The sequence below is a fragment of the Microbacterium sp. CCNWLW41 genome (assembly GCF_037083505.1).
Map to the genome: position 1 here is coordinate 49,167 of NZ_JBAOJP010000008.1, position 26,522 is coordinate 75,688.

24 protein-coding genes are annotated in these 26,522 nt (G+C 72.3%); 7 read left to right on the plus strand and 17 right to left on the minus strand.

Annotation, left to right across the window (positions count from 1 at the left end):
* Positions 1–114: 114 nt before the first annotated feature.
* The 3 genes from V6R91_RS24880 to V6R91_RS24890 all read left to right on the plus strand — a co-directional run bounded on the left by V6R91_RS24880 (position 115) and on the right by V6R91_RS24890 (position 5,431).
* Positions 115–2,310 carry a RecQ family ATP-dependent DNA helicase gene (locus V6R91_RS24880; protein WP_336397483.1) on the plus strand — a complete coding sequence of 732 codons (2,196 nt, stop codon included), beginning with the start codon at positions 115–117 and terminating at the stop codon, positions 2,308–2,310.
* Between the two features lie 203 nt (positions 2,311–2,513).
* Complete coding sequence (locus tag V6R91_RS24885) at positions 2,514–3,950, plus strand: aldehyde dehydrogenase family protein (protein WP_336397484.1); 1,437 nt, start codon at positions 2,514–2,516, stop codon at positions 3,948–3,950.
* Positions 3,951–3,952: 2 nt separating this feature from the next.
* Positions 3,953–5,431: a GMC family oxidoreductase gene (locus V6R91_RS24890; protein WP_336397485.1), complete on the plus strand. Its 1,479-nt coding sequence runs from the start codon at positions 3,953–3,955 to the stop codon at positions 5,429–5,431.
* Between the two features lie 12 nt (positions 5,432–5,443).
* On the opposite strand, the gene V6R91_RS24895 is transcribed toward V6R91_RS24890, so the two are convergent.
* Genes V6R91_RS24895 through V6R91_RS24905 form a run of 3 tightly spaced genes read right to left on the minus strand, consistent with a single transcriptional unit; the run spans position 5,444 to position 9,533 of the window.
* Positions 5,444–6,616, minus strand: coding sequence for an acyl-CoA dehydrogenase family protein (locus V6R91_RS24895; protein ID WP_336397486.1), 1,173 nt, complete (start codon positions 6,614–6,616; stop codon positions 5,444–5,446).
* Positions 6,617–6,648: 32 nt separating this feature from the next.
* Entirely contained in the window at positions 6,649–7,908 is a 1,260-nt protein-coding gene (locus V6R91_RS24900) for a beta-ketoacyl-[acyl-carrier-protein] synthase family protein (RefSeq protein WP_336397681.1), read from the minus strand.
* Positions 7,908–9,533, minus strand: coding sequence for a class I adenylate-forming enzyme family protein (locus tag V6R91_RS24905; RefSeq protein WP_336397487.1), 1,626 nt, complete (start codon positions 9,531–9,533; stop codon positions 7,908–7,910). The genes V6R91_RS24900 and V6R91_RS24905 overlap by 1 nt, the downstream gene beginning before the upstream one ends.
* A 293-nt stretch (positions 9,534–9,826) precedes the next feature.
* Here V6R91_RS24905 and V6R91_RS24910 point away from each other — a divergent pair, with 293 nt between their 5' ends.
* Positions 9,827–10,159 carry a PadR family transcriptional regulator gene (locus V6R91_RS24910; RefSeq protein ID WP_231821344.1) on the plus strand — a complete coding sequence of 111 codons (333 nt, stop codon included), beginning with the start codon at positions 9,827–9,829 and terminating at the stop codon, positions 10,157–10,159.
* The gene (locus V6R91_RS24915; RefSeq protein WP_336397488.1) at positions 10,156–10,839 is read left to right on the plus strand and encodes a hypothetical protein; all 684 of its coding nucleotides are present in this window, start codon (positions 10,156–10,158) and stop codon (positions 10,837–10,839) included. Before V6R91_RS24910 ends, V6R91_RS24915 begins: the two co-directional genes overlap by 4 nt.
* Before the next feature lie 251 nt (positions 10,840–11,090).
* Here V6R91_RS24915 and V6R91_RS24920 read toward each other — a convergent pair whose 3' ends face one another.
* The 7 genes from V6R91_RS24920 to V6R91_RS24950 form a co-directional block, all read right to left on the minus strand.
* The gene (locus V6R91_RS24920; protein WP_336397489.1) at positions 11,091–11,855 is read right to left on the minus strand and encodes an ABC transporter permease; all 765 of its coding nucleotides are present in this window, start codon (positions 11,853–11,855) and stop codon (positions 11,091–11,093) included.
* The gene (locus V6R91_RS24925) at positions 11,852–12,676 is read right to left on the minus strand and encodes an ABC transporter ATP-binding protein (protein ID WP_336397682.1); all 825 of its coding nucleotides are present in this window, start codon (positions 12,674–12,676) and stop codon (positions 11,852–11,854) included. The genes V6R91_RS24920 and V6R91_RS24925 overlap by 4 nt, the downstream gene beginning before the upstream one ends.
* Positions 12,676–13,053, minus strand: coding sequence for a DUF1048 domain-containing protein (locus V6R91_RS24930; RefSeq protein ID WP_271061976.1), 378 nt, complete (start codon positions 13,051–13,053; stop codon positions 12,676–12,678). The genes V6R91_RS24925 and V6R91_RS24930 overlap by 1 nt, the downstream gene beginning before the upstream one ends.
* 2 nt (positions 13,054–13,055) lie before the next feature.
* Positions 13,056–13,409 (minus strand): PadR family transcriptional regulator, encoded by a 354-nt coding sequence (locus V6R91_RS24935; RefSeq protein WP_271061975.1) that lies wholly within the window; start codon positions 13,407–13,409, stop codon positions 13,056–13,058.
* 191 nt (positions 13,410–13,600) lie between these two features.
* Complete coding sequence (locus V6R91_RS24940; protein ID WP_336397490.1) at positions 13,601–15,277, minus strand: amidohydrolase; 1,677 nt, start codon at positions 15,275–15,277, stop codon at positions 13,601–13,603.
* 1 nt (position 15,278) lies between these two features.
* Positions 15,279–16,127 carry a molybdenum cofactor biosynthesis F family protein gene (locus V6R91_RS24945; protein WP_336397491.1) on the minus strand — a complete coding sequence of 283 codons (849 nt, stop codon included), beginning with the start codon at positions 16,125–16,127 and terminating at the stop codon, positions 15,279–15,281.
* A 57-nt stretch (positions 16,128–16,184) separates the two neighbouring features.
* On the minus strand, positions 16,185–17,651 hold the full coding sequence (locus V6R91_RS24950) for an APC family permease (RefSeq protein WP_336397492.1): 1,467 nt from the start codon (positions 17,649–17,651) through the stop codon (positions 16,185–16,187).
* A 242-nt stretch (positions 17,652–17,893) separates the two neighbouring features.
* Between V6R91_RS24950 and V6R91_RS24955 the strand changes: the two genes are divergently transcribed.
* Both V6R91_RS24955 and V6R91_RS24960 read left to right on the plus strand, forming a co-directional pair.
* Positions 17,894–18,625, plus strand: coding sequence for an SDR family NAD(P)-dependent oxidoreductase (locus tag V6R91_RS24955; RefSeq protein WP_336397493.1), 732 nt, complete (start codon positions 17,894–17,896; stop codon positions 18,623–18,625).
* Between the two features lie 43 nt (positions 18,626–18,668).
* Complete coding sequence (locus tag V6R91_RS24960; RefSeq protein WP_336397494.1) at positions 18,669–19,490, plus strand: SDR family NAD(P)-dependent oxidoreductase; 822 nt, start codon at positions 18,669–18,671, stop codon at positions 19,488–19,490.
* A 202-nt stretch (positions 19,491–19,692) separates the two neighbouring features.
* Here V6R91_RS24960 and V6R91_RS24965 read toward each other — a convergent pair whose 3' ends face one another.
* From V6R91_RS24965 to V6R91_RS24995, 7 genes are all read right to left on the minus strand, one after another.
* Positions 19,693–20,343: an HAD-IA family hydrolase gene (locus V6R91_RS24965; protein ID WP_271061969.1), complete on the minus strand. Its 651-nt coding sequence runs from the start codon at positions 20,341–20,343 to the stop codon at positions 19,693–19,695.
* Between the two features lie 119 nt (positions 20,344–20,462).
* A complete protein-coding gene (locus V6R91_RS24970; protein WP_336397495.1) occupies positions 20,463–21,155 on the minus strand; it encodes an ABC transporter ATP-binding protein in 693 nt (230 codons plus the stop codon).
* Positions 21,152–22,942 carry a branched-chain amino acid ABC transporter ATP-binding protein/permease gene (locus tag V6R91_RS24975; RefSeq protein ID WP_336397496.1) on the minus strand — a complete coding sequence of 597 codons (1,791 nt, stop codon included), beginning with the start codon at positions 22,940–22,942 and terminating at the stop codon, positions 21,152–21,154. Before V6R91_RS24975 ends, V6R91_RS24970 begins: the two co-directional genes overlap by 4 nt.
* Entirely contained in the window at positions 22,929–23,789 is an 861-nt protein-coding gene (locus tag V6R91_RS24980; protein ID WP_336397497.1) for a branched-chain amino acid ABC transporter permease, read from the minus strand. The genes V6R91_RS24975 and V6R91_RS24980 overlap by 14 nt, the downstream gene beginning before the upstream one ends.
* 246 nt (positions 23,790–24,035) lie before the next feature.
* Positions 24,036–25,199, minus strand: a complete 1,164-nt coding sequence (locus tag V6R91_RS24985; protein ID WP_336397498.1) for an ABC transporter substrate-binding protein — start codon at positions 25,197–25,199, stop codon at positions 24,036–24,038.
* 72 nt (positions 25,200–25,271) lie between these two features.
* Positions 25,272–25,661: a nuclear transport factor 2 family protein gene (locus V6R91_RS24990; protein WP_067246504.1), complete on the minus strand. Its 390-nt coding sequence runs from the start codon at positions 25,659–25,661 to the stop codon at positions 25,272–25,274.
* Positions 25,662–25,687: 26 nt separating this feature from the next.
* The gene (locus tag V6R91_RS24995) at positions 25,688–26,515 is read right to left on the minus strand and encodes a MoaF C-terminal domain-containing protein (RefSeq protein ID WP_336397499.1); all 828 of its coding nucleotides are present in this window, start codon (positions 26,513–26,515) and stop codon (positions 25,688–25,690) included.
* Positions 26,516–26,522 lie beyond the last annotated feature (7 nt).

Below are 26,522 nucleotides of genomic sequence, written 5' to 3' on the forward strand. Positions count from 1 at the left end.
CTCTGATCGCCGAGACCCCCTCGTAGATACGGCTCTACGAGGGGGTCTCGGCGGGGCGAGGGGGTTTCGGCGGACGTGGATCGGGATGTCGGGCGCGTGCCGCAGACTGGGGGCATGGTCGGGACGGACGCGGCAGGCATGGACGGGACGGGCGCGGCGAGCGGGGCGGGGACGGGCGCGGCGAGCGGGGCGGGGACGGGCGCGGGCGCGGATCCGCGCGGAGCGGCCCTCGCCACCCTGCGCGAGCTCGTCGGGCGCGCGGACGCGGAGTTCCACGACGGCCAGTACGAGGCGATCGAGGCGCTCGTCGCGGGACGGCGCCGAGCGCTCGTCGTGCAGCGGACCGGGTGGGGGAAGTCCGCGGTGTACTTCGTCGCCACGGCGCTCCGGCGACGACAGGGCGCGGGACCGACCGTTCTCGTGTCCCCGCTGCTCGCCCTCATGCGCGACCAGATCGCCGCGGCGGAGCGCGCGGGCGTGCGCGCGGTGGCCATCAACTCGACCAACGCGCATGAGTGGAGCGACGTTCTCGACCGGCTCGACCGCGATGAGGTCGACGTCCTGCTCGTGTCCCCGGAGCGCCTGAACAATCCGTCCTTCCGAGAGGAGCGCCTCCCGGCGCTGGTGGAGCGGATCGGCCTGCTGGTCGTCGACGAGGCCCACTGCATCAGCGACTGGGGGCACGACTTCCGGCCCGACTACCGACGCCTGCGCGACCTCATCGCGCAGATGCCCGTCGGAGTGCCGGTCCTCGCGACGACGGCGACGGCGAACAGCCGGGTCGTCGCGGACGTGGCCGAGCAGCTCGGGACGGGCACGGATGCCGGTGCCCCGGGCGACGGCGTGCTCACGATCCGGGGCCCGCTCGCCCGCGCGTCCCTGCGGCTCGGCGTGCTGCGCCTGCCGGACGCGGCACGGCGGCTGGCCTGGCTGCTCAGCCATCTCGACGAGCTTCCGGGCTCGGGCATCATCTACACGCTGACCGTGTCGGCGGCGGTCGACACGGCGCGGCTGCTCCAGGAGCGCGGACACGCGGTGCGGGCGTACACGGGGCAGACCGACGCCGACGAGCGCGCCGAGTCGGAGGCGATGCTGAAGCGGAACGAGGTGAAGGCGCTCGTCGCGACGAGCGCCTTGGGGATGGGGTTCGACAAGCCGGATCTGGGTTTCGTCCTGCACCTCGGCGCGCCCTCGTCGCCGGTCGCCTACTACCAGCAGGTCGGACGCGCCGGGCGCGCGAGCGACAGCGCGGACGTGCTGCTGCTGCCCGGGCCCGAGGACCGCGACATCTGGCACTACTTCGCGACCGCCTCGATGCCCGACGAGGAGCGCGCGGGCCGCGTGCTGGCCGCGCTCTCGGACCAGCCGGTGTCGACCCCGGCCCTGGAAGCCATGGTCGACATCCGTCGGACACCCCTGGAGCTGCTGCTCAAGGTGCTGGACGTCGACGGAGCGGTGCGGCGGGTCCAAGGGGGCTGGATCGCCACGGGAACCCCCTGGGTCTACGACGCCGAGCGCTACGCCCGCATCGCCGCCGAGCGGCGCGCGGAGCAGCAGCACATGCTCGACTACGAGCAGGCATCGGGCTGCCGCATGGAGTTCCTCCAGCGCGCCCTCGACGACGACACCGCCGCCCCCTGCGGCCGGTGCGACAACTGCGCCGGGCCCTGGTTCTCCGCGGACATCGCTGAGACGGAGGCGTCCCGGGCCGCCGCGTCCCTCGACCGGGTCGGCGTCCCCATCGAGCCCCGTCGTCAGTGGCCCACGGGCGCGGATCGGCTCGGCGTGCCGGTCAAGGGGCGGATCGATCCGGGCGCCCAGGCCGAGGAGGGACGAGCGCTGGCCCGCCTGACGGACCTCGGATGGGGAGGCACCCTGCGCACGCTGCTCGCGGCGGGCGCCCCGGACGGCCCCGTGCCGCCGCAGGTGCTCGCGGCCTGTGTCCGGGTGCTCGCCGACTGGGGCTGGACGCAGCGCCCCGTGGCGGTGGTCGCCGTCCCCTCCCGGTCGCGTCCGCAGCTCGTGGACTCGCTCGCCCGCGGCCTCGCCGAGATCGGCCGGCTCCCGTACCTCGGCGCGTTGGCGCCGGTGCACGGCGGCCCGACCGGTGGTCCCGGAGGCAACAGCGCGTTCCGCCTCGCCGGCGTCTGGGAGCGGTTCGGCGCCGACCACCTCGACGTCCCAGCGGGTCCGCTGCTGCTCGTCGACGACCAGGTCGACAGCCGCTGGACCCTCACGGTCGCCGCCGGCGTCCTCCGCGCGGCCGGGGCGAGCGCGGTCCTGCCGTTCGCCCTGGCGCTGCGCGGCTGACCCGGCCGCAGTCGCGGCGCGCCCCCGGACGCGGTCGCGGTCGCGGTGCGCCCCGGGCCGCGGACGCGGTGCGCCCGGATCCCGGGTCGTTCGCACTCGGTCAACGGCGGCGCGCAGGGCGACAAGACGCGGCCGCGAGCGCGCACCCAGAATGGAGGACGGCGTCGTCCTGCGCCCGCCCCGAACGCTCGAAGGAGAGTCCGATGTCCGACACCGCTGCAGCGGCCGCCGCGCTGCTCGACCGCATCCAGGCCCCCGAGGGGCAGGGGCGTGAGATCCCCGATGCCGCGACCCGGGAGACGATCGGGCGCGCGCCCGTCCAGACGGTGACGGACCTGGACGAGGCGATCGCGCGCGCGAAGGCGGCCCAGCCGGCGTGGGAGGCCCTCGGGCACGAGGAGCGCAGCGCGCTGCTGCTGGCCGCGGCCGACGCGATCGACGCGCACGCGGAGCCGCTGGCCTGGATCCTCTCCCGCGAGCAGGGCAAGCCCCTCAACGGCCCCAACGCGCGCTTCGAGCTCGGCGCCTGCTCGGCGTGGCTGCGGACCAACGCGACGACCGTGCTCGAGCCGGAGGTGCTCGTCGACGACGCCGACCTGCACGCCGAGCTCGTCTACAAGGCGGCCGGCGTCGTCGGGGCGATCGGCCCGTGGAACTGGCCTCTGATGATCACGATCTGGCAGATCGGGCCGTCGCTGCGGATGGGCAACACCGTCGTGGCCAAGCCGAGCGAGTACACGCCGCTGAGCGTCCTGGCGATGCTGGCGGTGATGAACGACGTGCTCCCCGCCGACGTCCTCATCGGGGTGTCGGGCGACCGCGAGGTGGGCGCCCGGCTGGCCTCGCACCCGGACATCGACAAGATCATGTTCACGGGGTCCACGGCCACCGGCCGCCGGATCATCGAGAGCTCGGCAGGTAACCTCGCCCGGCTCACGCTGGAGCTGGGCGGCAACGACGCGGGTATCGTCCTGCCGGGGACCGACCCCGCGGCGATCGCCCAGGACCTGTTCTGGGGCGCGTTCATCAACACCGGGCAGACCTGCGCGGCGATGAAGCGCCTGTACGTGCACGACTCGATCTACGACCAGGTCGTCAACGCCGTGGCCGAGATCGCCGCCTCGACGCCGATGGGCAACGGGCTGGACGAGGAGAACGTCCTCGGCCCCCTGCAGAACAAGGCGCAGTTCGACATCGTCTCGCGCCTGGTCGAGGACGCCCGGCAGCGCGGCGCGCGCATCGTCACCGGAGGCGAGCCCGCGCCGGAGCTCGGCGAGCTGTTCTATCGTCCGACGATCGTCGCGGACATCGAGGACGGGGCCCCGCTCGTCGACGAGGAGCAGTTCGGCCCGGTGCTCCCGGTCATCCGCTACACGGACGTCGACGACGCGTTCGCCCGCGCGAACGGGCTGGACGCGGGGCTGGGGGCCTCGGTGTGGTCCAGCGACCCCGAGGCCGCGCGCGAGGCGGCGACCCGGATGCAGTCGGGGACGGTGTGGATCAACTCGCACGGCGGGCTGCACCCGATGGTGCCGTTCGGCGGCGTGAAGAGCTCCGGGTACGGTCTGGAGTTCGGGGTGGCGGGGCTGAAGTCCGTGTCGGTGACGCAGGTCGTCTCCGGCCCCGGACGGAAGGGCTGAGCGTGCGGACCGCGATCGTCGTCGGGGCCGGCACCTCGGGCGCGATCGTCGCACGGCGGCTCGCCGACGCAGGCGTCTCCGTGACGCTCGTCGAGGCCGGAGGGTACGACGAGAACCCCGCGATCCACGACCCGTCTCGCGCCGGAGAGCTCTGGCACTCCGCGGAGGACTGGGACTTCTTCACGGTGCCGCAGGAGCATGCGGCCGGTCGTCGGCTGCACCTGCCGCGCGGCAAGGTCACCGGCGGGTCGCATGCGCTCAACGCCATGATCTGGGTGCGCGGCGCCGCCTCCGACTACGACGCCTGGGAGCGCTCGGGCGCTACCGGCTGGGGCTGGGACGAGGTCGAGCCGGTGTACGACGCGATCGAGAACGACCTCCTCCCCGTCACCGACGACTACCCGCTCTCGCCGATCCAGGAGTCGATCGTGGCCGCCGCGGTGCAGGAGGGGCTGCCGCGCAACGAGAACTACAACGGCGGCGTCCTCGACGGCGTCTCGCAGGAGCAGGTGACGATGCGCGACGGGCGGCGCGTGAACACCTGGATGGCCTACGCGCAGCCGATCGCGCAGCGGCTGACGATCGTCACCGGTCGCGAGGTCCACTCCGTGATTGTCGAGGACGGCCGCGCACGCGGGGTCCGGCTGGGCGAGGGGGCCGAGGCGGAGGAGCTGCGTGCGGACGAGGTCGTCCTCGCCGCCGGGGCCATCGGGAGCCCGGTGATCCTGCTGCGCTCGGGGATCGGTCCGCGCGAGGAGCTGGAGGGGCACGGGATCGACGTCGTCGTGGACGCCCCGCAGGTCGGCAGGAACCTGCACGACCACCTGCTCTCCCCGGTGATCTTCACCACGGCGGCGAAGCCGGTCGGACCGCCCCGGCCCGGCGTCTCGGTGACGCAGAGCCACCTCTTCTGGCGGAGCCGGCCCGATCTCGCGGAGCCGGACACGCAGCCGATCCACTTCTCGGTACCGATGTGGGGAGAACTGGAGCCGCGCGGGGAGGACGGGTTCACGCTCATGGCCGGGCTCGTCACGCCCCACAGCCGCGGAGCGCTCGTCCTGTCCGGACCGGGACTGGCCGACCCGCCGCTGATCGATCTCGCGGCGCTCGCGGACGAGCGCGACCTGGCGTCGTTGGCGGCGTCCGTCCGCCAGTGCCGCCGGATCGGCGCACAGCCCGCGCTCGCGGGCGAGTGGGGAGCGACGGAGGTCTATCCCGGGCCGGAGGTGACCGACGCCGACGTCGCGGACTGGGTGCGTCGCACGGCGATCACGTACCACCACCAGGTCGGGACGTGCTGCATGGGCAGCGACGACGCGGCGGTCGTCGATCCGCGGCTGCGTGTGCGCGGCGTCGAGGGGCTGCGCGTCGTGGACGCGTCGGTGATGCCCACGGTCCCCACCGGGAACACCAATGCGCCGGCCGCCATGATCGCCGAGCGCGGCGCGCGGTTCCTCCTCGAGGACACGGCCGCGGGCTGAGCCCGCGGCCGGTCAGTCGTCGAGGAGCGCGGCGGCGAACATCGGCCGCGCGGCGTCGGCGCCGGGCGGGTGGAACAGGCTCGCCATCGCGTCGCGGTGCAGGCGGCTGAGCTCGTGGCCGTTGTCGAACCCCGATCCGCTCGTGCACATCAGGGCGGTCTCCGTGGCGCGGCGGGCGACGGCCGACGCGTGGAGACGGGCGCTGACGACCCGCGGGGCCCAGCCGGCGCCGTGGTCGACGAGCTCGTCGAAGTCGCGGCAGTACGCCTCCAGCTGGGCGGGGACCGCCAGGTACTCGGCGTACGCGTCGGCCAGGCGCGCGCGGAACTCCGGCACCTCCGCATACGTGGTCCCGCTCTTGGCCGAGCGGCGGGCCTTGAGCCCCGCCGCTCCGAGTTCCAGGGCACGCCAGGCGACCCCTGCGTACACGGAGCCGACGAGGAGCTGGAAGGTGCTCGTGATCGCGAAGGTCAGCGGGTCCGGTACGCGGCCGGCGGGGATGCGGCGCGAGACGCGTTCGGGGGCCATGCGGACGCTCTTCAGGATCGTGGCGCGGCTCTGCGAGGCCCGCATCCCCAGCACGTCCCACTGGTCGGACACGGTGATCCCGGGGGTGTCGCGCTCCAGAAACCCGTAGACGAGCACCGGGTTCTCCGGATCCGTGTCGTCGCGCCCGTGGGTGATCAACCGCGTCCAGACGGGGGAGAGCGAGGTGAAGATCTTCACCCCGTCGAGGAGGTAGCCGCCGTCCTCCTGCGGCGTCGCGACCGTCTTCGACCCCTGCAGCACCCAGTCGTTGGAGGGCTCGCTGATCCCGAACGCGAAGATCTCGCCCGCCATCGTCTCGGCGAACACCCCGTCGAGAGAGTGGTCGCCGCGCGCCGCCAACGCCTGGACGACGCCCGTGCACATCAGGTGCATGTTGACCGCGAGCGCCGTCGCCGGCGCCGCGGAGGCCAGACGCTGCTGGAGGTGGGACACCTCGTCGAGCGACAGTCCGGGGCCGCCGGCCTCCTCGGGCACGAAGAGACGCAGGTAGCCGCGGTCGACGAGGTCGGCCAGATCCTCGTCGAAGAAGCGGTTCTCGCGGTCGTACACGGCGGCGCGCTCCCGGAAGCGCTCCATCAGCGCGTCGGGCAGATAGCGCTCGGCGAGCTCCGCGTGGCGGGTCAGGCGATCGGTCATGGCTTCTCCTTCGGGAGGGGGCGGTCGGAGCATCAGGCGCGGGCCGGCGCGGGGGCGAGGACGACGGCGCCGTTGTGGCCGCCGAAGCCGAACGACGTCGACAGGACGGTGCGCGGCGACACGGCCCGGGCCTCGCCGGTCACGAGATCCGCGTCCGGGAACTCCGGGTCGTCGAGGTTCAGGGTGGGCGGCACGAGCCCGGTGCGCAGGGACTGGACGGCCAGGATCGCCTCCACGACGCCGGACGCGCCGAGCAGGTGACCGGTGCCGGACTTCGGCGCCGTGAGCGGGATGCCCGGCAGGCGGGGCCCGAACACGTCGCGGAGGGCGGCGATCTCCGCGGCGTCCCCCGCCGGGGTCCCGGTGCCGTGGAGGTTCACGTGATCGACCTGTTCCGCGGAGACCCCCGCGTCGTCCAGCGCGGAGCGGATCGCCTGCGCGGCGCCTCGTCCTTCGGGCTGCGGCGCGGTGGCGTGAAACGCGTCGCTGGACTCCCCGAACCCGCTCAGCACGGCCAGGGGAGTCGCGCCCCGTGCATCGGCGACCTCCTCGGCCTCGAGGAGGAGCGCCGCGGCGCCCTGCGCCATCACGAACCCGCGTCGTCCGCGGTCGAAGGGGCGGCTGGCCGACCCCGGATCGTCCTCGTATCCGTTCGCGAGCGCGCGCAGGTTCGCGTTGGCGGCGAGGTTCACCGGGTTCAGACAGTCCTCCATCCCGACGACGAGCACGGTGTCGGAATAGCCGTGACGGATCCGACGCAGCGCATCGCCGAGGGCGACGGCGCCGGATGCGCACGTCGCGGTCACACCGTGCGCGGGGCCGCGCGCGCCGTACCGCTGGCTGAGCAGCGCGGCCGCGGCGTCGGGCGCGCCGTGCACGACCAGGGCGAGGGGGACGCCGCGAGGGCCGCGCGCCGCCAGGGCACGGGTCGCGGACTGCATGGCGTCGACCGGCCCGGACCCGGTGGCCGCGAGGACGTCGAAGCGCTCCGGCGCCCATGCTCCGGCGGCGCGCTCCGCCCCGGCCGCCCCGGCCGAGGCGAGCGCCTCGTCCGCCGCCGCGATCGCCCAGATCTGGACGGGGCTCAGCCGGCGCTGCAGGCCGGGCTCCACGAGCCCCGCGGCATCGAATCCGCGTACCCGGCCGCCGATCCGGACGGGGAGGGAGGCGAACTCGGGCTCGTCGAGGACGGAGACGGCGCTGCGCCCCTGGACGACGGACTCCCACAGCGCGTCGGCGGTGAGTCCGCTGGGCGTGATCGCGCCCATCCCGGTGACGACCGCCCGCCGCATCACAGCCGTACCCCCTCGCCGGCCAGGATCCGCTCGGCGGTCTCGATCCGGCGGATCTTCCCGCCCGCGGTGCGCGGCAGACGCGGCAGCACGTACCACTGCCGCGGCACGAACTGCGGGGCGAGCCGACCGCGCGCCCACGCGCGCAGGCTCGTCTTGTCCGGGAGCGTCGCCGGCTGGTCCGGGGCGGGGGACGGGGCGGGAGCGGGGGCAGGGGTGGCCGCCGTGCTCCGGGTGCGCGAGGGCGTGGCGACCCCGCCCGGCGCGGCGGCGGCCGGCTCGACGACGAGCGCCACGATCCGCCCGAGGTCCTCGTCGGGAAGCGACACCGCGCACACGGCGCCGACACCGGGCGCGTCGGCGAACGCGCGCTCGACGTCGGGAAGGGAGACCTTGTGTCCGCCGGTCACGACGATGTCGCCCGCCCGACCGGCGAGGTGCAGCCGCCCGTCGACGATCCGCGCCTGATCGTGCACGGTCGCCCATCCGTCGTCGTCGCGCAGGACCGCGCCCGTGGTGGCCGCGAGATAGCCGTCCGAGGCGGCCTCGGCATGGATCCACAGCGTGCCGAGCTCCCCGTCGGGCACGTCGCGTCCGTCGTCGTCGCGGATCCGGGCGAGGATGCCGTCGTAGAGCGTGATCAGTGTGCCGTCGCCGTCCCGGCTGTCTCCGATGAAGCCGATCTCGGCCGCGCCGTAGTAGCTGATCAGCCGCACGTGGGGGAGCACCTCGCCGAGCCCATCGCGGATCGCCGCGGGCAGGTTCGCTCCGCCCGTGACGACGAGGTCCAGCCCGGCGAACCGGAGCGGATCCCGTCGCGCGGCATCGGTGAGCGCGCGCACGACGGCGGGGACGGCGACGATCCGGGTGATGCTTTCGGCGGGGATCCGCGCCGCCATCCGCACCGGGTCGAAGGCGTCGGCGAGGTGCGCCGATCCTCCCGTCGCGAGGCATTCGATCAGCGCATAGAGGGTGAGGCTGTACGAGAGCGGACCGGGAGCGAGGGTCGCGACACCCGGGAGCGGTTCGAGGTGCGCGGCGGAGACGGCGACGTTGGCGCGGTACTGCCGTCGGGTCTTGAGGAAGGCCTTCGGGTCGCTGGTCGTGCCGGAGGAGAAGAGGAGCAGGAACGCCTCGTCGTCCGCCCGCACCGTCGGTTCCGGGGCGGTGGCGTCGTCGGCCTCGACGGCGTCCTCGCGGGAGCGGAACTCGTCGAGGGTGAGGACGGTCCCGGTCCAGCCGCCGTCGGCGAGAGCACGGCGCAGGTCCGGGGAATCGCTGACCACCACGCCGATCCCCGTGGAGACGATCACCCGGACGCGGTGGTCGAGGGGCCACTGCGGATCGAGGGTCGCGGAGACGGCGCGGTATCCGGCCAGCGCGGCGACGATGCGGGCGGTGTGGAACGCGTCGGACAGGCTGACCGCCGTGATCGGGATCCCGCCCGTCTCCGGAGCGGGTGTCGGAGGGGCGGTCTGGGCGCGGTGCGCGGCGTCGACGACGGCGAACACCCGGCGCGAGTCCGCGACGAGCTGCCGGTACGTGAGTGATTCGTCGTCCCCCACGATCGCGAGCCGATCGGGGTGCTGCTCCGCCGTCTCCCGCACGGCCCGCGTGATCGGCACCTGATGACCTCCCCGGCTGAACGGCCCGCTCCAGTCTAGTTTCCGTTCCACCGTTCGGACCCGGCCCCGGCGGCCCCGCTCGCCGAGCGACGCTTCTCGGTCGTGGAGCGACAGAAGCGAGTCGAAACGCGGCAACCCGGGCTGGGCGCGTTTCGTCTCGGTGCTGCGCTCCTCGCTCAACGACCGGGTGGGTGTCTCGGTCGTTGAGCGAGCGAAGCGAGTCGAAACGCGGTGACCCGGGCGGCGCCGGGTCTCGATTGACCTGTCTTGCGTCACCAGCTAGCTTGTTTCGCATGACAGTCGATGTCGGATCGCAGATGCGCAAAGGGGTGGTCGAGTACTGCGTGCTCGGGCTGCTCGCGCGCGGTCCGCGCTACGGCTGGGAGCTTGCCGAGCAGCTCACGGCCGCGGGCATGATCGCGAGCATCGGGACGCTCTACCCGCTTCTCGCCCGGCTGCGGCAGAGCGGATGGGTGCGCACCTTCGACCAGCGCTCCGATGCGGGGCCGGTGCGCCGGTACTACGAGCTGACCGGAGACGGCGAAGAGCAGCTCGCCCGGTTCCGCCGCCAGTGGGACCCGTTCGCGCGCAGCGTCGCCGCGCTGATCTCCGAGGAGGAGTCATGACAGAACCGACGTCGGACGCCGATCGGCGGCGGGCGCGCTACCTCGCCGACCTCGACGCGGCGCTGAGCGACCTGCCCGATCGTGTCGCCGCCGACCTGCGCAGCGGAATCGCGGAGGAGCTGGAGGGATTGGACGGAGCCGAGCTGGACGCGCGGATCGCCCAGCTCGGGGACCCGCTCGAGATCGCGCGGGCCGCGGGGGACGCGACGGAGCCGGAGCGCGCGCCCGCACCGCCGAGAGCGGCCGCTCCCGCCCCGGCCCCGACACCGCTCGGCGCATCACGCGGCTTCGCGATCGTCGCGGCTCTGGTCCTCGCGTTCGGCGGCTTCCTCGTCCCGCTCGCGGGCTGGGTCATCGGCGTCGTGCTCGTGCTGTCCAGCCGGATGTGGCGTGGGTGGGAGAAGGCGGTGGCGATCCTCCTCCCGTTCGCGGCGCTCGCGCTGGGCTTCCTCGTCGCGATCGTCGGCCACGCGGTCGGCACATCGGCGGGGACCGCCGGGGCGGGCGAGGCGCCGACCCCGCAGATCCCGGGCGGCCTTGTCGTCGGCCTCAACGGCTGGCACTTCGGGATCATCCTGGTCTTCCTTCTCGTCCCGCTCGGCGGCGGCTGGCTCCTCTGGCGGCTCCGTGACCGCTCCTCCCCGGTCGTTGAGCGAGCGGAGCGAGTCGAAACGCGGTGACCCGGGTGCTGGGCGCGTTTCGTCGCGGTGCTGCGCTCCTCGCTCAACGACCGGGGGTGGGCACTTTCGGTCGTTGAGCGAGCGGAGCGAGTCGAAAACGCGGTGACCCGGGCTGGGCGCGTTTCGTCTCGTCGTTGCGCTCCTCGCTCAACGACCGGGGAGAGACGAAACGCGGTGACCCGACGGATGGTCAGGTCACCGCGTCTCGTGGCGATGCGGGGCGGGGCGGATGTCGCACGGGGCGCCCCGGGTCAGCGCAGCCGCTTCTTGTACAGGGCCACGGCGACGCCGTAGGCGACGACGAGGACCCCGAGCATCCAGGCCAGGGCGACCCAGATCTCCCCTCCGACGGGCTGGCCCGCGAACAGCGCACGGATCGTGTTCACGATGGATGTCACCGGCTGGTGCTCGGCGAACCAGGCGACCGGTCCGGGCATCGACGACGTCGGCACGAACGCGGAGCTGATGAACGGGAGGAAGATCAGCGGGTAGCTGAACGCGCTCGCCCCGTCCACGGTCTTGGCGGCCAGGCCCGCGATCACGGCGATCCAGGTCAGCGACATGGTGAACAGCACGAGGATCCCCGCCACGGCGAACCAGGCCCCCACGGACGCCCCGGTGCGGAAGCCCATGAGGAACGAGACGCCCACGACGATCGCCAGCGACACCACGTTCGCGACCAGCGAGGTCAGCACGTGCGCCCACAGCACGCTCGAACGCGCGATCGGCATGGACTGGAAGCGCTCGAAGATGCCGCCCTGCATGTCCAGGAACAGCCGGTACGCGGTGTAGGCGATGCCGGAGGCGATGGTGATGAGGAGGATCCCCGGGAGCATGTAGTCGATGTACGACCCCTCCGTCCCGGTGCGGATCGCGCCGCCGAGGACGAAGACGAACAGCAGCATCATCGCGATCGGCGTGACCGCCGTGGTGATGATCGTGTCGGGGCTGCGGAGGATGTGGCGCAGGGACCGGCTCGTGAGCACGCCGGTGTCGCGCAGGACGTGAGTGGTCATCGGAGTTCCTTTCGGGACGTGCCGGCCTCGGCCGGCGCGTCGGACTCGGACGGCGAGGCGTCGCCGACGAGGGCGAGGAAGACGTCCTCGAGGCTCGGCTGCTTCTCCACGTACTCGACCGTGGCCGAGGGGAGCAGCTGCTTGAGCTCGGCGAGCGTGCCGTTCTGGATGATGGTGCCCCGGTGGAGGATCGCGATGCGGTCGGCGAGCTGCTCGGCCTCGTCCAGGTACTGGGTCGTCAGCAGCACGGTCGTGCCGCCGCGGGCGAGGTCGCGGACGGTGTCCCAGACCTCGATGCGCGCCTGGGGGTCCAGGCCCGTCGTGGGCTCATCGAGGAAGATGATCGCCGGGTCCCCGATGAGGCTCATCGCGATGTCGAGCCGGCGACGCATGCCGCCGGAGTACGTCCCGGCCTTGCGCGAGCCCGCCTCGGTGAGCGAGAACCGCGCGAGCATCGCGTCGGCGGCGGCGCCCGGGTCCTTCAGGTGCCGCAGCTGAGCGACGAGCACGAGGTTCTCGCGCCCGCTCAGCACCTCGTCCACGGCGGCGAACTGCCCGGTGAGACTGATCGACTCGCGCACGTCGTCGGACTCGGCGCCGACGTCGAAGCCGTTCACCGTGGCGGTGCCGCCGTCGGCCTTCAGCAGCGTCGACAGGATGCGCACGAGCGTTGTCTTCCCGGCGCCGTTGGAGCCGAGGAGGGCGAAGATGCTGCCCTCCGCCACGTCGAACTCGACGCCGCGCAGGACCTGGAGGTCCTTGTAGGACTTGGTGATCCCCTGGACCCGGATGGCCGGGCGGGTGGCGGTGAGGGCGGTCATCATTCCTTCTCCTTCGCGACGCGCTCGGCCTCATCGACGGCCTTGGTCAGGCGGGCGCGCTCCTTGTCGATCCAGTTCTTGCCCGAGTAGGCGGCGGCGAACGTCTCGATGAAGTCCACCGGGTCGTCGCCGACGATGTCGCGCAGCGGCGTGCCGTCGGCGACCGCGGACTCCCACAGGTCGGCGAAGTCTGTGAACATCGTGATGAGCGTGGCGCCGTCCTCGACGGGGCCGTTGTACATCAGGTACCGGTGGCAGGCCTTGGCGGCGGCGTGGTACGGCTCGGGCAGGGCCTCGATGCGGGCCATGTCCTTCTTGTACTGCTTCTTCTGGTCGAGGGAGCCGGTGAGGGCTTCGATCCACTTGGGTGCGGCCATGGTCATTCTCCTTGGGGGGTGGTGCGGATGTCGTCGGGGGTGCGGAGCCGGTCGATGCGCTCCTCGAGGAAGGTCCAGGTCTCCCAGAACTCGTCGAGGGCGGCGCGGCCCTGCGCGTTGAGGGTGAAGACCTTGCGGGGCGGTCCCTTCTCGGACGGGACCTTCTCCACGTCCACGAGCCCGCGCTGCTCGATCCGGACGAGAAGGGCGTAGACGGTGCCCTCCACGATCTCGGTGAAGCCCTGCTCGCGCAGGCGCGCGGTGATCTCGTAGCCGTAGGCCGGCCGGGTCGCGAGGGTGGCGAGAACGATGCCTTCGAGGGTGCCCTTCAGCATCTCCGTCAGCTGCTTGCCCATGTCGTCCTGCTTTCGCTATTCGGTGACGTTGATATTCAGTGTTGCTAGGTACCACTAGACGGTAACACTGAGTACCGGTACTTGGCAACACCGAATACCAAAAGTCCGCCGCAACGCAGCGAGTGGTCAGTTTCTGTGGGTTGAGACGGTGTCAACCCACAGAAACTGACCACTCGATGAGGGTGAGACGGCTAGGAGGCGGAGAAGACCTCGCGCCCGGCGAACCAGGTGGACAGCACCCGGGTGCGCACGATGTCCTCCGGCGGCCCTGCGATCGCGTCGCGGTCCAGCACGACGAAATCGGCGGACTTGCCCACGGCCAGGGAACCCGTCTCGTCGCCCAGGCCCATCGCCGTCGCCGCGTTGATCGTGAACACCTCCAGCGCCTCCTCGGCGGTGATCGCCTGCTCCGGCCACAGCACGCCGGGCGCACGACCGAGCGGGTCGGCACGGGTGACCAGCCCCTGGATCCCCTCCAGGGGGTTCGGCGACTCGCTCACCGGCCAGTCCGAGCCCCCGGCGACGAGCGCGCCGGAATCGATCAGCGCGCGATTGGGCTGCGAGTGCTCGGCGCGCTCGCCGAGCACCTCGGCCAGCGCGTCCGGGATGACCCCGGGAAACCAGATGAACGGGGAGATGTCCGCGGTCGCCCTCAATTCGGCGAGTCTCGGAAGGTCCGCGTCGGCGAGGAACTGGCCGTGCGCGATCTGCAGCGGCATGCCGACGCCCTCCGAGCGCAGCTGCTGCGCGGCGTCCAGGACGAGGCGGGCGGATCCGTCCCCGGTGCAGTGGATCTTCGCTCCGAGCCCCCGCGCGTCCACGACGCGCAGCCAGCCGAGCAGCTCCTCCGCGGTCATGGTGGTCGTGCCGTGGAAGTGGGCGCCGTGCGCGTCGTCCGCGACATAGGGGTCGAGGAACGACGCCGTGCGGGCCGGCGGTACGCCGTCGAGGAAGATCTTGACGAAGTCCGGACGATGGTGGACGGTCCGGAACCGCTCGCCCTGCGCGATGAGGGGCATCCCCACCGGATCCACCCCGAAGATCTCGTCGTTGACGAGGAGCGACGACACCACCCACGCGTCGAGCTCGCCCGCCCGGTCCAGGTCGGCCAGCGCGCCCAGGATCTCGACCGAGACCCCGGCATCCTGGAACGCCGTGATGCCGTAGGAGCTCACGAGCTCGACGCCCCGCCGGGACGCCTCCCGATGCTGAGCCGCCGTCAGCCCTCCGGCACGCTCGAACGCCTCCTGCACCGGGATCCCCGCCGCCTCCAGCAGGACCCCGGTGGGCGTGCCGTCCTCGGGGTCGAGCACCGTCACGCCGGCTGCGGGGACGGACCCGGCGGTGATCCCGGCGAGCTCCAGCGCCCGCGTGCTCGCCCACCGGTTGTGCCGGGAGTCCTCGGCGATCACGACGGGGCGCCCGCCGGCGGCCTCGTCCAGCCTGCGACGCACGGCCGTGCTCGCCAGGGTCGGCAGGAGCGTCGTCGCGACGACGCCGCCCGCGATCCACGCGTCCTCGGGCAGGCTCGCCGCCCGCTCCCGGATGCGGTCGAGGATCTCGTCGAGCGTCAGCGAGGGGGTGAGGACCAGCTCGAACAGATCCGTGCGCCCGGCGATCGCGTGATGGTTGTGCACGTCGGCGAACCCGGGATACACGGCGGCGTCGGGACCGAGGTCCACGATCCGCGTGTCCGGGCCCCGCCACGCGTCGACCGCCTCCCGGTCGCCGATCGCCGCGATCCTTCCGCCGCGCACGGCGAAGGCCTCCGCGGACGGGGCGTCGCGGACGAGGGTCCGGATCGTCCCCGCCCGCACGACGAGGTCGGCCGGCGCGTCGGGGGAGGGTTCCGCGGGCGCGTCCGTCATCTCAGGCGTCCCCGTCGGCGCCGGGGAACGAGGCGGGCTCGAGGTCTGGGGCGTGGTGGGTCACCGACAGCAGTCGTCCCCACGCGCCGAAGGTGAAGTGCGTCGGCACCTCGCCGGACTCGTCCAGCCCGAACAGGACGCCGTGCGAGCGGATCCGCGAGGCGTCGCGGTGATCGGCGATCGTCACGGACGCGCAGGGGATCACCTTCTCGCGCCACGCGAAGACGTAGATCCCGGGCCGGATCTGCCAGACGCTGTTCTCGTCCGTGTCGGCAAGGCCGCGCTCGGGTCCCGCGAGGCACTGCCACGAGTACCAGCGCTCCGACAGGTAGACGTGCTCGTAGGCGTGCTCGGTGCTGTACACCCACTCGACCCGGCGGCCGATGAGCGTGCGCGTCGGCGCCGGCGCGTCGCCGGAGACGGCGGCCCCGTCGATCTCGGCGGGACCGAAGAAGTGCTGGACGCGCGTGCGTCCCTGCTCCGGAGGGAGGATCCGGCTCACCACGGACAGGACGCGGCCGTGGCGGAGGTCCACCACGAGCGAGACCGCCTCGGTCGGGAGGCTCTCGTGGTGGAACTGGACGAAGAAGAGCTCGTCGTCGACCTCGAACGCCTCGTACGCATCGCTTCCGGAGGAGGCCGCCGTGGCGTCGCCGGCTCCCGGCGTGTAGTCCCAGGTGACGCGATCCGCGGTGAAGCGGTGGCTGATGCGGGTGCCGTTGGGTGCGGTGACGCTCACCTCGCGGCCGTCGAGCGCGGTCGTGTGGGGGGCTTTGTTGGCGTCGAATCCGGGGGCGAGCCCGTCCAGGGGGAGCCACGTCGAGGTGTCGGCGGGGTTCAGCGTGGTCATGGTTCTCCTTCGGTGGGCCCCGGGCGGACCCGGGGCGGTGGTGGATCGGGGAAGCGGTCAGCGGCTGCTGACGCGTTCGAGGTCGGTGGCGAGGCCGTCGTAGACGGCGGGACGGTTCCGGCGCAGATAGGTCGCGTAGACGATGCCGCCGATCAGCGCGAGGACGAGAAGCAGCGGCATGAGACGGATGGCGAGCTCCTGGGAACCGGCGACGATGTCGAAGTTCACCACCGCCAGCACGGAGATCGCGGCGATCCCCAGGAACCCGATCCCCGGTGCGATCAGAGTGCTCCACAGCCGCGTGTCGTTCACGCGACGGAAGTACACGACGATCGACAGGGCGGCGAGCCCCTGCAGGATCAGCACGCTGAGCGTTCCGAAGCCGAGCATGGCCGGGACGAGCGTCACGATCGGATCCGCTCCCGCGAGGAAGAAGACCACCGCCACGGCCGCGGCGAACCCGGCCTGCACGATGCCGGCGATCTGCGGCGCTCCCGTCGTGCGGGTGCGGGCGAACGCGTGCGGGAGGATCCGCGCCCGACCGAGGGCGTAGAGGTACCGGGTGGCCGAGTTGTGGAACGCGAGCATCGCGGCGAACAGGCTCACCAGCAGCAGGATCATCATGACCGTGGTCAGCGGTCCGCCGAGGTATGTCTGCGAGAGCGAGAAGATGAGGTCCCCCGTCGGCAGGTGCTCCAGCGCGACGCCCTGGGCCTGGGCGACCCCGGTGGCGCTGACGACCGCCCACGTGGTCACCCCGAGGATCACGCCGATCGCGGTGATGGCGGTGTACGTGGCGCGCGGGATCGTGCGCAGCGGCTGCTTCGCCTCCTCGCTGAACAGGGCCGTGGCCTCGAACCCCAGGAAACCGGTCGCCGCCAGCAGCAGCCCGATCGGAAGGGACCCGCCGAACACGGACTCGGGGCTGAACGCGGAGACGTCGTATCCGGTCTGGACGAGCACCGAGACGTCGAAGACGACGAGCATGAGGACTTCCAGCACCAGGCACACGCCGAGGACCTTCGAGCTGAAGTCCACTCCGATCCGCGCGAGCACGAAGCAGACCGCGATCGACAGCAGGCCCCAGACGATCCAGTGCAGGTCGAACCCGGTGAGGTCCCGGACGATGGTCTGCATGAAGAAGCCGCTCGTGCCGATCGTCCCGACGACGAAGAAGTTGTAGCCCAGCGTCGCGATGAGACCGGCCACGAGGCCGCCCGTGCGTCCGAGCCCCTTGACGACGAACGCGTAGAAGCCGCCGGCGTTGACGAGCTGCTTGGACATCTGCGCGTAGCCGATGGCGAACAGCAGGAGGATCGCGGCGACGAGGAAGAACGACACCGGCGTGCCTCCGCCGTTGCCCAGCGCGATCGCCAGGGAGGCGACCACCACGATGCCGGTCAGTGGTGCGACGGCGGCCAGGACGAGGAAGACGATGCCGGCCACGCCGAGCGCGCCGGGGCGCAGGGTGGTGCCCGGCCCCTCGTGCAGGGCGGTCGCGGGTACGGGGTTGGGGTCGGCCACGTCGGCTCCTTCGCTCGGGTGACGGTGTCGGCGACGGCGTTGCGGCAGGGTCGTGCCGTCGGTGTGGTTGCGAGTCTGCTCCTTCGCCGCCGACGCGGGTTGACCGTGAGTGAAGGGCATTGGTGCGAGGGCGCACACCGGGTCCGGCGACGTTCGCGGACGACGGGGCGGGGAGCAGGATGACGGACGGGGCGGCTGCACGGACGGACGCTCCGCTCGGGAGAACGACGGAGGGGGCGGCGATGGAGCTGCGGCTGCGGGGGAGGACCGCGCTGGTGACGGGGGCCGCCGGAGGCATCGGCCGGGCCGTCGCCCGGACGCTCGCCGACGAGGGCATGCGGCTCGTGCTGCTGGATCGGGACGAGTCCGGGCTCCGCGAGACGGCGGAGCCGATCGCGGACGCGGTCGTCCGTGTGGCGGACGTCACCGCGGAGGACCAGGTCGCCACCGCCATCGGCACCGACGTGCTGCACGCCGTCGTCTGCTGCGCGGGCATCTCCGGGCCGGTCGGCAGCGGCATCGAGCAGACGCCGCTGGCCGCGTGGGAGGCCGTGTTCGCGGTGAACGTCACGGGCGCCTTCCTCGTGCTCAAGCACGCTCTCCCCGCGCTGCGCCGCGCCGACGCCGCCGCCGTGGTGCTCGTCGCCAGCGACTCGGCCGTCGTGGCCTCTCCGGGGATGGCACCCTACTGCGCGTCCAAGGCGGCGCTGGTGCAGTTCGGCCGGGCTCTGTCCGTGGACCTCGCCGGCGACGGCATCCGCGTCACCAGCGTCTCGCCGTCCGTCGTCGACACGCCGATGAGCCGCGGCGATCTCGGCGTGGACGGGTTCGGGGATGCGCCGTATCCCGTGCAGAGCGCCGACGAGGTCGCCGACCACGTCGCCTACCTGCTGTCGCCGCGGGCGCGGGCCATCAACGGCGCCGGGATCCTCGCCGACTTCGGCGTCAGCGCCCGGTCCGGCTTCCCCGCCTGAGCACCTCGACCATCATCCCTTCCCCACTGAATCGGAGGACCCCATGGGCACCGGACACACCGTCGGATCGAGCGTCGCCGGACACGTCGTCATCATCACGGGCGGAGGCACCGGGATCGGCGCCGCCGTCGCCGAGCGCTACGCCGCCGAAGGGGCGCACGTCGTGGTGGTCGGCAGGCGGGAGGAGCCCCTGCGTGCCGTGCAGCGCACGGTCGGGGCGCATCCGATCGTCGCCGACGCCGCGGACGGGGCGGACGCGCGTCGGGTGGTCACCGAGACGCTCGCGCGGTTCGGGCGGATCGACGCGCTCGTCGCCAACGCCGGGGGGCACGGCTTCGCTCCGGTGACCGAGACGGATGACGCGGGCTGGGCGGCGGCGCTCCGGGCGAATCTCACGACGGCCTTCACGATGGCGCGGGAGTCTCTTCCGGCGCTCATCGAGGCGAAGGGGCGGATCGTCGTGGTGTCCTCGCTCGCGGGCCTGTTCGCGGGTCCGTCGGTGGCGGGGTACACGGTCGGCAAGCACGCGCTGATCGGGCTGACGCGCACGCTCGCCCGCGACTACGGCCGTCACGGCGTGCGGGTGAACGCCGTGTGCCCGGGGTGGGTGCAGACGCCCATGGCGGACGAGGAGATGGACGAGTTCGCCGCGCACGCCGAGCTCGCCTCGCGTGAGGACGCCTATTCCGCGGTGACCGCCGACGTGCCGTTGGGGCGCCCGGCGCGGCCCGCCGAGATCGCGTCCGCCGTGCGCTTCCTCGGATCGGGGGAGTCGTCGTACATCACGGGCGCGGTCCTGGTCGTGGACGGCGGAGCGCACATCGTGGACGTGCCCACCCTCGCGTTCGAGCACGCCGGCATGTGACGCGTCGCGTCCTCGGTCGTCGGGGGTCGGGGCGTTTCGTCTCGCTGCGCTCGCTCAACGGCCGGTGGCGGGGTTCGGTCGTCGAGCGAGGAGCGCAGCGACGAGACGGGGGTTCGGGTTCGGTCGTTGAGCGAGGAGCGCAGCGACGAGACGAAACGCGGTGGTGTGTGCGTCTCTCGCGCTGGGACCGGAGACGCGCTCGTCAGTCGATCGTGAAGAGGATCGCGTCGCCGTCCGGCTCGATGCGGACGTGCGTCAGATCCGGCACGACGACGTCGGGCGAGAAGCGGGTCGCTCCGGTGCCGACGCCGACGACGCGCATGCCGGCCGCCTTGGCTGCGGCGATCCCGGCCTCGGAGTCCTCGAAGGCCACGCATTCCTCCGGCGCGATCCCCAGTCGCTGCGCACCGAGGAGGAACCCCTCCGGATCGGGCTTGGACGCGGTGACGTCCTCCGCGGTGACGCGCGTGACGGGGATCGTCAGGCCAGCGGCCTGCATCCGGGCGGTCATCAGCGAGACGTTCGCCGAGGTGACGATCGAGTGCGGCAGGTCCCGCAGCGCGGTGAGGAAGGTGCCGGCGCCCGCGATCTCGACGACGCCGTCGACGTCGGCGCTCTCCCGCGCGAGCAGCTCCTCGTTCTCGACGAGGTTGATCGCGTGGTCACGGTCCGGCAGCAGGATCGCCATGCTCTGGTGCCCCTGGCGCCCGTGGACGACCTCGAGCACCGTCTGCGTGTCGAGACCGTGCGGCTGCGCCCACTCCAGCCAGAGCCGTTCCACGACCGCGGTCGAGTCGACGAGCGTCCCGTCCATGTCGAGGAGAGCGGCGCGGGCGCGGAGGGTCTGACTCATCCGCCCAGCGTATCCCGCCCCGCGAGCCCGCCCCTCCCGACGAGTGGTCAGAAAATGTGGGTTGAGGGCCGCTCAACCCACAGAAACTGACCACTCGACAAGCGGAGGGGCGCCGCGGGTCAGCCGCCGAGGTAGGCGCGATGCAGCAGCGCCGGATCGGCGGCGAGCTCCTCGGCGGTGCCCTGGAACGACACCCGGCCCCCGGCCACCACCACCGCCTCCCGAGCCAGCCCCAGCGCGAGCTGCGTGAACTGCTCCACGAGAAGCACTCCCACGCCGGATTCCGCGATCCGCTGCACGATCGGCATCAGCCGGAGGAACACCACCGGGGCCAACCCCAGCGACATCTCGTCGATGAGGAGGATCCGCGGCTTCGCCGCGAACGCACGGGCCAGCACGACCATCTGCTGTTCCCCACCCGACAACAGGGCGGTGGGGGAGTCGATCCGCTTCTCCAGCTCCGGGAAGGATGCGAGCGCCGCCTCGATGCCCGCCGGGGTGCGGGCGGTGAGGGAGAGGTTCTCCCGCACGGTGAGGGAGGGGAAGACCGCTCGGCCCTGCTCGATGTGCACGATGCCCCGGCGGGCGCGGGCGACCCGCGACAGACGGTCGATCGGCTCCCCGTCGAGCCGGACGCTCCCGGCCGAGTGCGGCGTCACGCCCGACAGCGCCTCGATGAGGCTCGTCTTGCCCGCCCCGTTCGGCCCCACGAGAGCCAGGACCTCACCGCCGCGGACCGTCAGGGAGACGTCGGAGATCACCGGGCCCGCCCCACGGCTGACGGTGACCCCGTCCAGCACCAGTTCGCTCATGACAGCAGCTCCGTCTCCCCCATGTAGGCCTTGATCACGTCCGGGTCCGCCAGGACCTCCGCCTGCGGTCCGCTCGCGAGCACGCGGCCGAAGTCCAGCACCGTCAGCGTGGGGCACACCGACCGGACGAGGTCGAGATCGTGCTCGATGATCACTAGCGCCACGCCGTACCGTTCGGGCAGCTCCCGCAGTCGCGCGGCCAGAGCGAGGTGCTCCTCGTGGGACAGCCCGGCGGCCGGCTCGTCCAGCACGAGCAGCCGGGGCCGGGCGAGGACGGCGGCGGCGACCTCGACGAGGCGCCGCGTCCCCACGTCGACGCTCGAGAGCCGCGCGCGGGCCGGAGGGCAGCCGAAGAACGCCAGCGCCTCGTCGATGTCCGCCGTCGAGAGCCGCCGCCGGGCCACGAAGCGCACGTAGGCGCCGACCGTGAGAAGCGGCGGGACCCGGTCCTGCTGGAACGTGCGCCGAAGCCCGCGACGCGCGCGGCGGGTGGGCGAGAGCCCCGCCAGGTCCTCGTCGCCCAGCAGCACCCGCCCGCCGTGCTTCGGGAGGAAGCCGCTGATCGCGTCGACGAACGTGGACTTGCCGGCGCCGTTGGGGCCGATGAGCCCCATGATCGAGGCCGCAGGCACCTGGAAGGACACGTCGTCGAGCGCCTTCAGCGCGCCGAACTGCACCGTCAGCCCCTCGACGGTCAGCACGGGGGCACCGTCGAGGGCTTCCGTGTCGACGGTCGCGGTCGTCCGGGTGGTGATGGCGGTCGCGTGCTCGTCGGCGCCGGGCGGCAGAGCGCTCAGCGCGCCGGACGACGAACGCCGGTCCTGGCGTCGCCAGACGAGGTTGCGGATCCCCTGGCCGAGATTGGTCCCGCTCGTGAGCGCCTGGACGCCCAGGACGCCGAACACGACGAACGCCCAGTCCTGCGGCACCCCCCAGCGCTTGAGGAGCTCGGGGACGAGCACCCAGAGGATCCCGCCGAGCACCGCCATGTCGATGAGGTGCGCCCCGGACATGATCGCGAGCACGTACAGGGCCAGCGACTGCAGCGGGGTGAAGCTGGAGGCGAACGGCAGCTGCACCTGCCCGGCCAGCAGGCCGCCCGAGATCCCGCCCAGCGCCGCCGACACGGCGAAGGCGGTGAGCTTGGCGCTCTGCACGCTCTGCCCGGCGGCGGCCGTGCCGCGCTCGGAGAACGCCACGGCCTTCCAGCTCGCCCCCCACCGTCCCCGCTGCAGGAAGAACACGCCCAGGCAGCACACCACGAGCACGATCACCGAGAGGAAGAAGAACTGCTTGTCGCTCGCGAACATCGCCGGCCGTTCCACGGCGGTCCCGTCCGCGGATCCGGGGAACTGGATCTGCACGAGCGTGACGTCGGCCGCGGCGGCGAAGCCGAGGGTCACGACCGCGAGGTTGACGCCCCGCAGCCGCAGCGCGGGCAGTCCGACGAGGACCCCGGCCAGTCCCGCCGCGACGCCGCCGGCGACGAGCCAGAGGAGGAATCCGCCGGGAGCCTGCACGACGTTGAGCAGGGACACGATCCACGCGCCGATCGCGGCGAAGGTGAGCTGGCACAGCGCGATCATCCCGGCGGAGCCGGTGACGATCCCCAGGCCCAGGATCGCGATCGCCGCGGTGACCGCGCTGATGGCGAGGAAGACGAAGTAGCCGGGAAGGACGTTGCTCAGCAGGAGGCCCACGAGAACGGCGATCACGGCCACGCCGAAGGGCCAGCCGACGCGGAAGACGCGAGTGTCGGCGAACGGCGGGCGGTCAGCGTGCGGCATCCCACACCTCCTTGCGCTGCGTCCACAGGAGCAGGACGACGATGAACAGGAACGGGAGGAAGTTGCGCACGAGCGCGACCTCGTCGATCTGCGCGACGAGGCCGCCGAGCACGCCGAGGGCAAGTCCCCCGACGACCGCGAGATCCAGCCGCGCGAACCCGCCGAGGAGCGCCGCCGCGGCGGCCGGGATGATGAGCATGGCCAGGCTCGTCGCGTCGTTGGACTGCGAGGGCGCCACGATGATGATCGCGACGGCGCTGATCACCCCGGTGACGAACCACACCGCGATCGACAGCGGACGCGACCGGATCCCGAGCAGTTCCGCCGTCGTCGGGCGCTCGGACAACGCGCGCAGCTGCGTCCCCACCCGGGTGCGGCTGAGGACCAGTTTCACCCCGACGGCGCTGAGCACCGCCATGAGCACGGTCGCGACGGTGACCTGGCTGATCACGACCCCGCCGAGCGAGAAGGCCGGACCCGCGATGATCGGCGCGAACGGCTGCGGCTTGTTCCCGAACAGGATGAACGACAGCGAGATGAGAAGCAGCAGCGGCCCGACGGTCATCGCCGAGCGCGTCGTCGTGGAGGCCTCGGAGAGCCAGGTCGCCGCGATCCAGCCGATCGCGGCGGCGAGCAGGCCGGCGACGAGCACGCCGAGCACGGATCCGATCCAGATCGGCATGCCGACCTGGCGGACCAGCCAGACGGCGGTGAACGCGCCGAACATGCCGGTCGCCGCCTGGGCGAAGTTCACGACCCGGACCAGCCGGGACATCAGTGTGAGGCTCACCCCCAGCACGGCGTAGAGGCCGCCGGCGGCGAGGCCGGCGATCGCGCCCTGGAGCATGATGCGTCCTTTCTGTGATCTGAGGGGGAGGGGGGTCTCGGTCGTCGTGCGGTCGCGCCCTCCCCCGGGTCGTTGAGCGAGGGACCGGAGCGGCCCCCCGCCCGGTCGTTGAGCGAGGGAGCGGAGCGACCGAGACGAAACGCGCCCTCGCGTCGAACGTCGGACGACGCGTTTCGTCTCGCTCCGCTCGCTCAACGACCGGGAGGTGCGGCCCGCTCGCTCGACGACCGGGGTGACGCCGCGCGGCTACTCGCCGATCCGGAACCAGTCGTCGGCGACCTTCTCCCAGGCGTGCGTGCCGCTCTTCAGCTCGATCGGCCACCCGGCGGTGTTGTCGACGCCGAAGGTGTAAGGGGTGCCGATCATCGGGTTCTCGATGGGGTCCATCGAGCGCAGCGCCTCGGCGACGCTCTCCCGGGTGATGTCCCCGTCGATCGTCTTGAGCACCTCGATGAAGTGCGTCGCGGCGAGGTAGCCTCCCTGACTGAAGGCGGTGAGCGGGATGTCGTTCTCCGTCATCAGGTCCCGCCAGTCCTTGTTGATGTCGTTCTCCTCGGTGAACGGGTAGAACTCGGCGGGCACGTAGATCCCGGCGCCGGCGTTGTCGATCGCCTGGGCGAAGTTCTCGCTGTAGACGCTCGTCAGGTAGAGCCAGGTGACGTCGTCCCAGCCCTGTGCGTTCGCGGCCTTGACCTGGCCGATCGCGTCCGGCTCCACGGGGTTGATCGCGAGGGCCTTGCAGCCGGCCTCCCGGGCCTTGACGATGTACGGCGTGTAGTCGCTCGCCCCGTACGGGACGGTGTCGTCCACGTAGGTCGGCTTCTTGCCCGTGATCTCGGTCCATTTGTCGATGGCCGCCTGGTAGGTCGGACGCGTGGAGCCGGCGATCTCCAGCAGGACGCAGATGTCCTGCAGTCCGAGCACCTCCGAGCCGTACATCAGCGTCAGGGTCATGTCGTTGAACGGGCCGACATTCGCCGGCGAGATGTTCTCGCTGTCGAAGCAGCCGGTGTCGACGCCGATGCCCGGGATCGACAGGATCCCCTCCTGCTCGTAGTACTTCGCGTTGATCTCGCACTCGATGAGGCTCGCCGAGCCCACGAGCGCGACGGCGCCGTCGCTGCCGACGAGCTCGCGCGCCGAGGCCGTGGCGGTCGCCGGGTCGCCCTTGTCGTCGAGCATCTTGTAGTCGATCGTGCGTCCGTCGAGGCCCCCGGCCTCGTTGAACGCGTCGAAGACGGCGGCTGCGGCCTGGGACGCCTCCGGGAAGGTGGCCGGTCCGCTGATGGTGTTGACGGAGCCGACGACGATGGGGGCGCCCTCGCCCCCGCCGGCGTCGGCGGAGCAGCCCGACAGCGCCAGTGCGCCCGCCGCCAGGGCGGCGGTCGCGGCGATGATCCGCTTGTTCATGTGATTCCTGCCTCTCGGGTGTGCGAGGGGTCCTCGCGGGGTCGTGCGGGGGTGCACGGACTCGCGCTCCGGTCAGTCCCGGATCGCGCGGTTCACGAGCTCGGTGTCGGTGAACTGCTCGAAGGCGACGACCTCGCCCTCGCGCAGCCGCCAGACGTGCGCCACGCGCGCCGCCATGAAGCGGCCGGTGGCCCGATAGGTGCCGGAGTAGGTGCCGACGCCGACGACCGTGTCGCCGCCGTCGATCACCTCGTCGATCGCGACGGTGTAGTCGTCCCACTCCTCGGCGATGCGTCCGAACACGTTCGCGGCGACGGCGTCGGGACCGACATAGGTGCCGGCGTACGGGAAGCCGGCGGCCTCGGTCCAGCGGATGTCCGCGGCGAACGGGGCGATCATGCCCGGCAGGTCGCCGCGGTCGCTGGCGGCGTAGTGGGAGCGGATGACATCGGCGTTGCTCATGGATCCTCCTGGGTCGCGAAGCGGAGTCAGACGGGCTGGGCGTCGGGGTACGAGACCGAGCCGAGCGGGTAGATGTGGCCGCCGGCGCGGGAGTGCTCCGCATCGCCGTCGCCGGTGAGGCCGAGGAAGATCCCGGTCGTCATGAGCTGGTAGCCGAGGTCGTGCAGCCAGACGCTCGCGACCGCGATCCGGAACTCGCGGAAGCAGAAGAGGTAGAGCCCCTCGCCGGCCTTCCAGACGGTGGACAGATCCATGTCCCCGTGTCCTCGCTGCACCCCTTCGAGGCACTGCCAGGCGTAGCGCTGGCTGGACACGTACACGTGCTCGTACAGGTGGTGCGGGCTGTAGCGGTAGATGTTGCGCTTGCCGATGAGGTCGCGGCTCGGGCCGGGGATCTCGCCGGTCGGCTCGCCGGCGTCGGTGACGGCGGACCAGAACTCCTGACCGACCTGCGGGGTGCCTTCCACGGGCTCCGCCGCGATGCGCGAGCGGACGACGGTCGCCCGGTGCGTGCTCGTGGAGTAGACGACCGTGATCGCCTCCCGTGCGCGGCTGGTGAGCGGCAGGTTCACGAAGACGACGTCCTCGCGGACGGCGACGGCGTCGTAGGGGTCGGTGCCTGCGCTGCCGAAGCCCTCCCACGCGACGGTCCCCTCGCCGCCCTGGGCCGTGGCGGGGCCGAATCGCAGCGACAGCGTCTGGCCGTCGTCCAGGGTGAGCACGAGCGCGGTTCCGTCGAGATCCGCGTTCGGAAGACGGTAGGTGTCGATGCCGGCGGCGAACTCGTCGTAGGTGCGCCACTCGTCCGGGTCGGGCGCGGTCGTGGTGTCCGGGGCGGTGCGGGTGTCGGTCATGATGTCC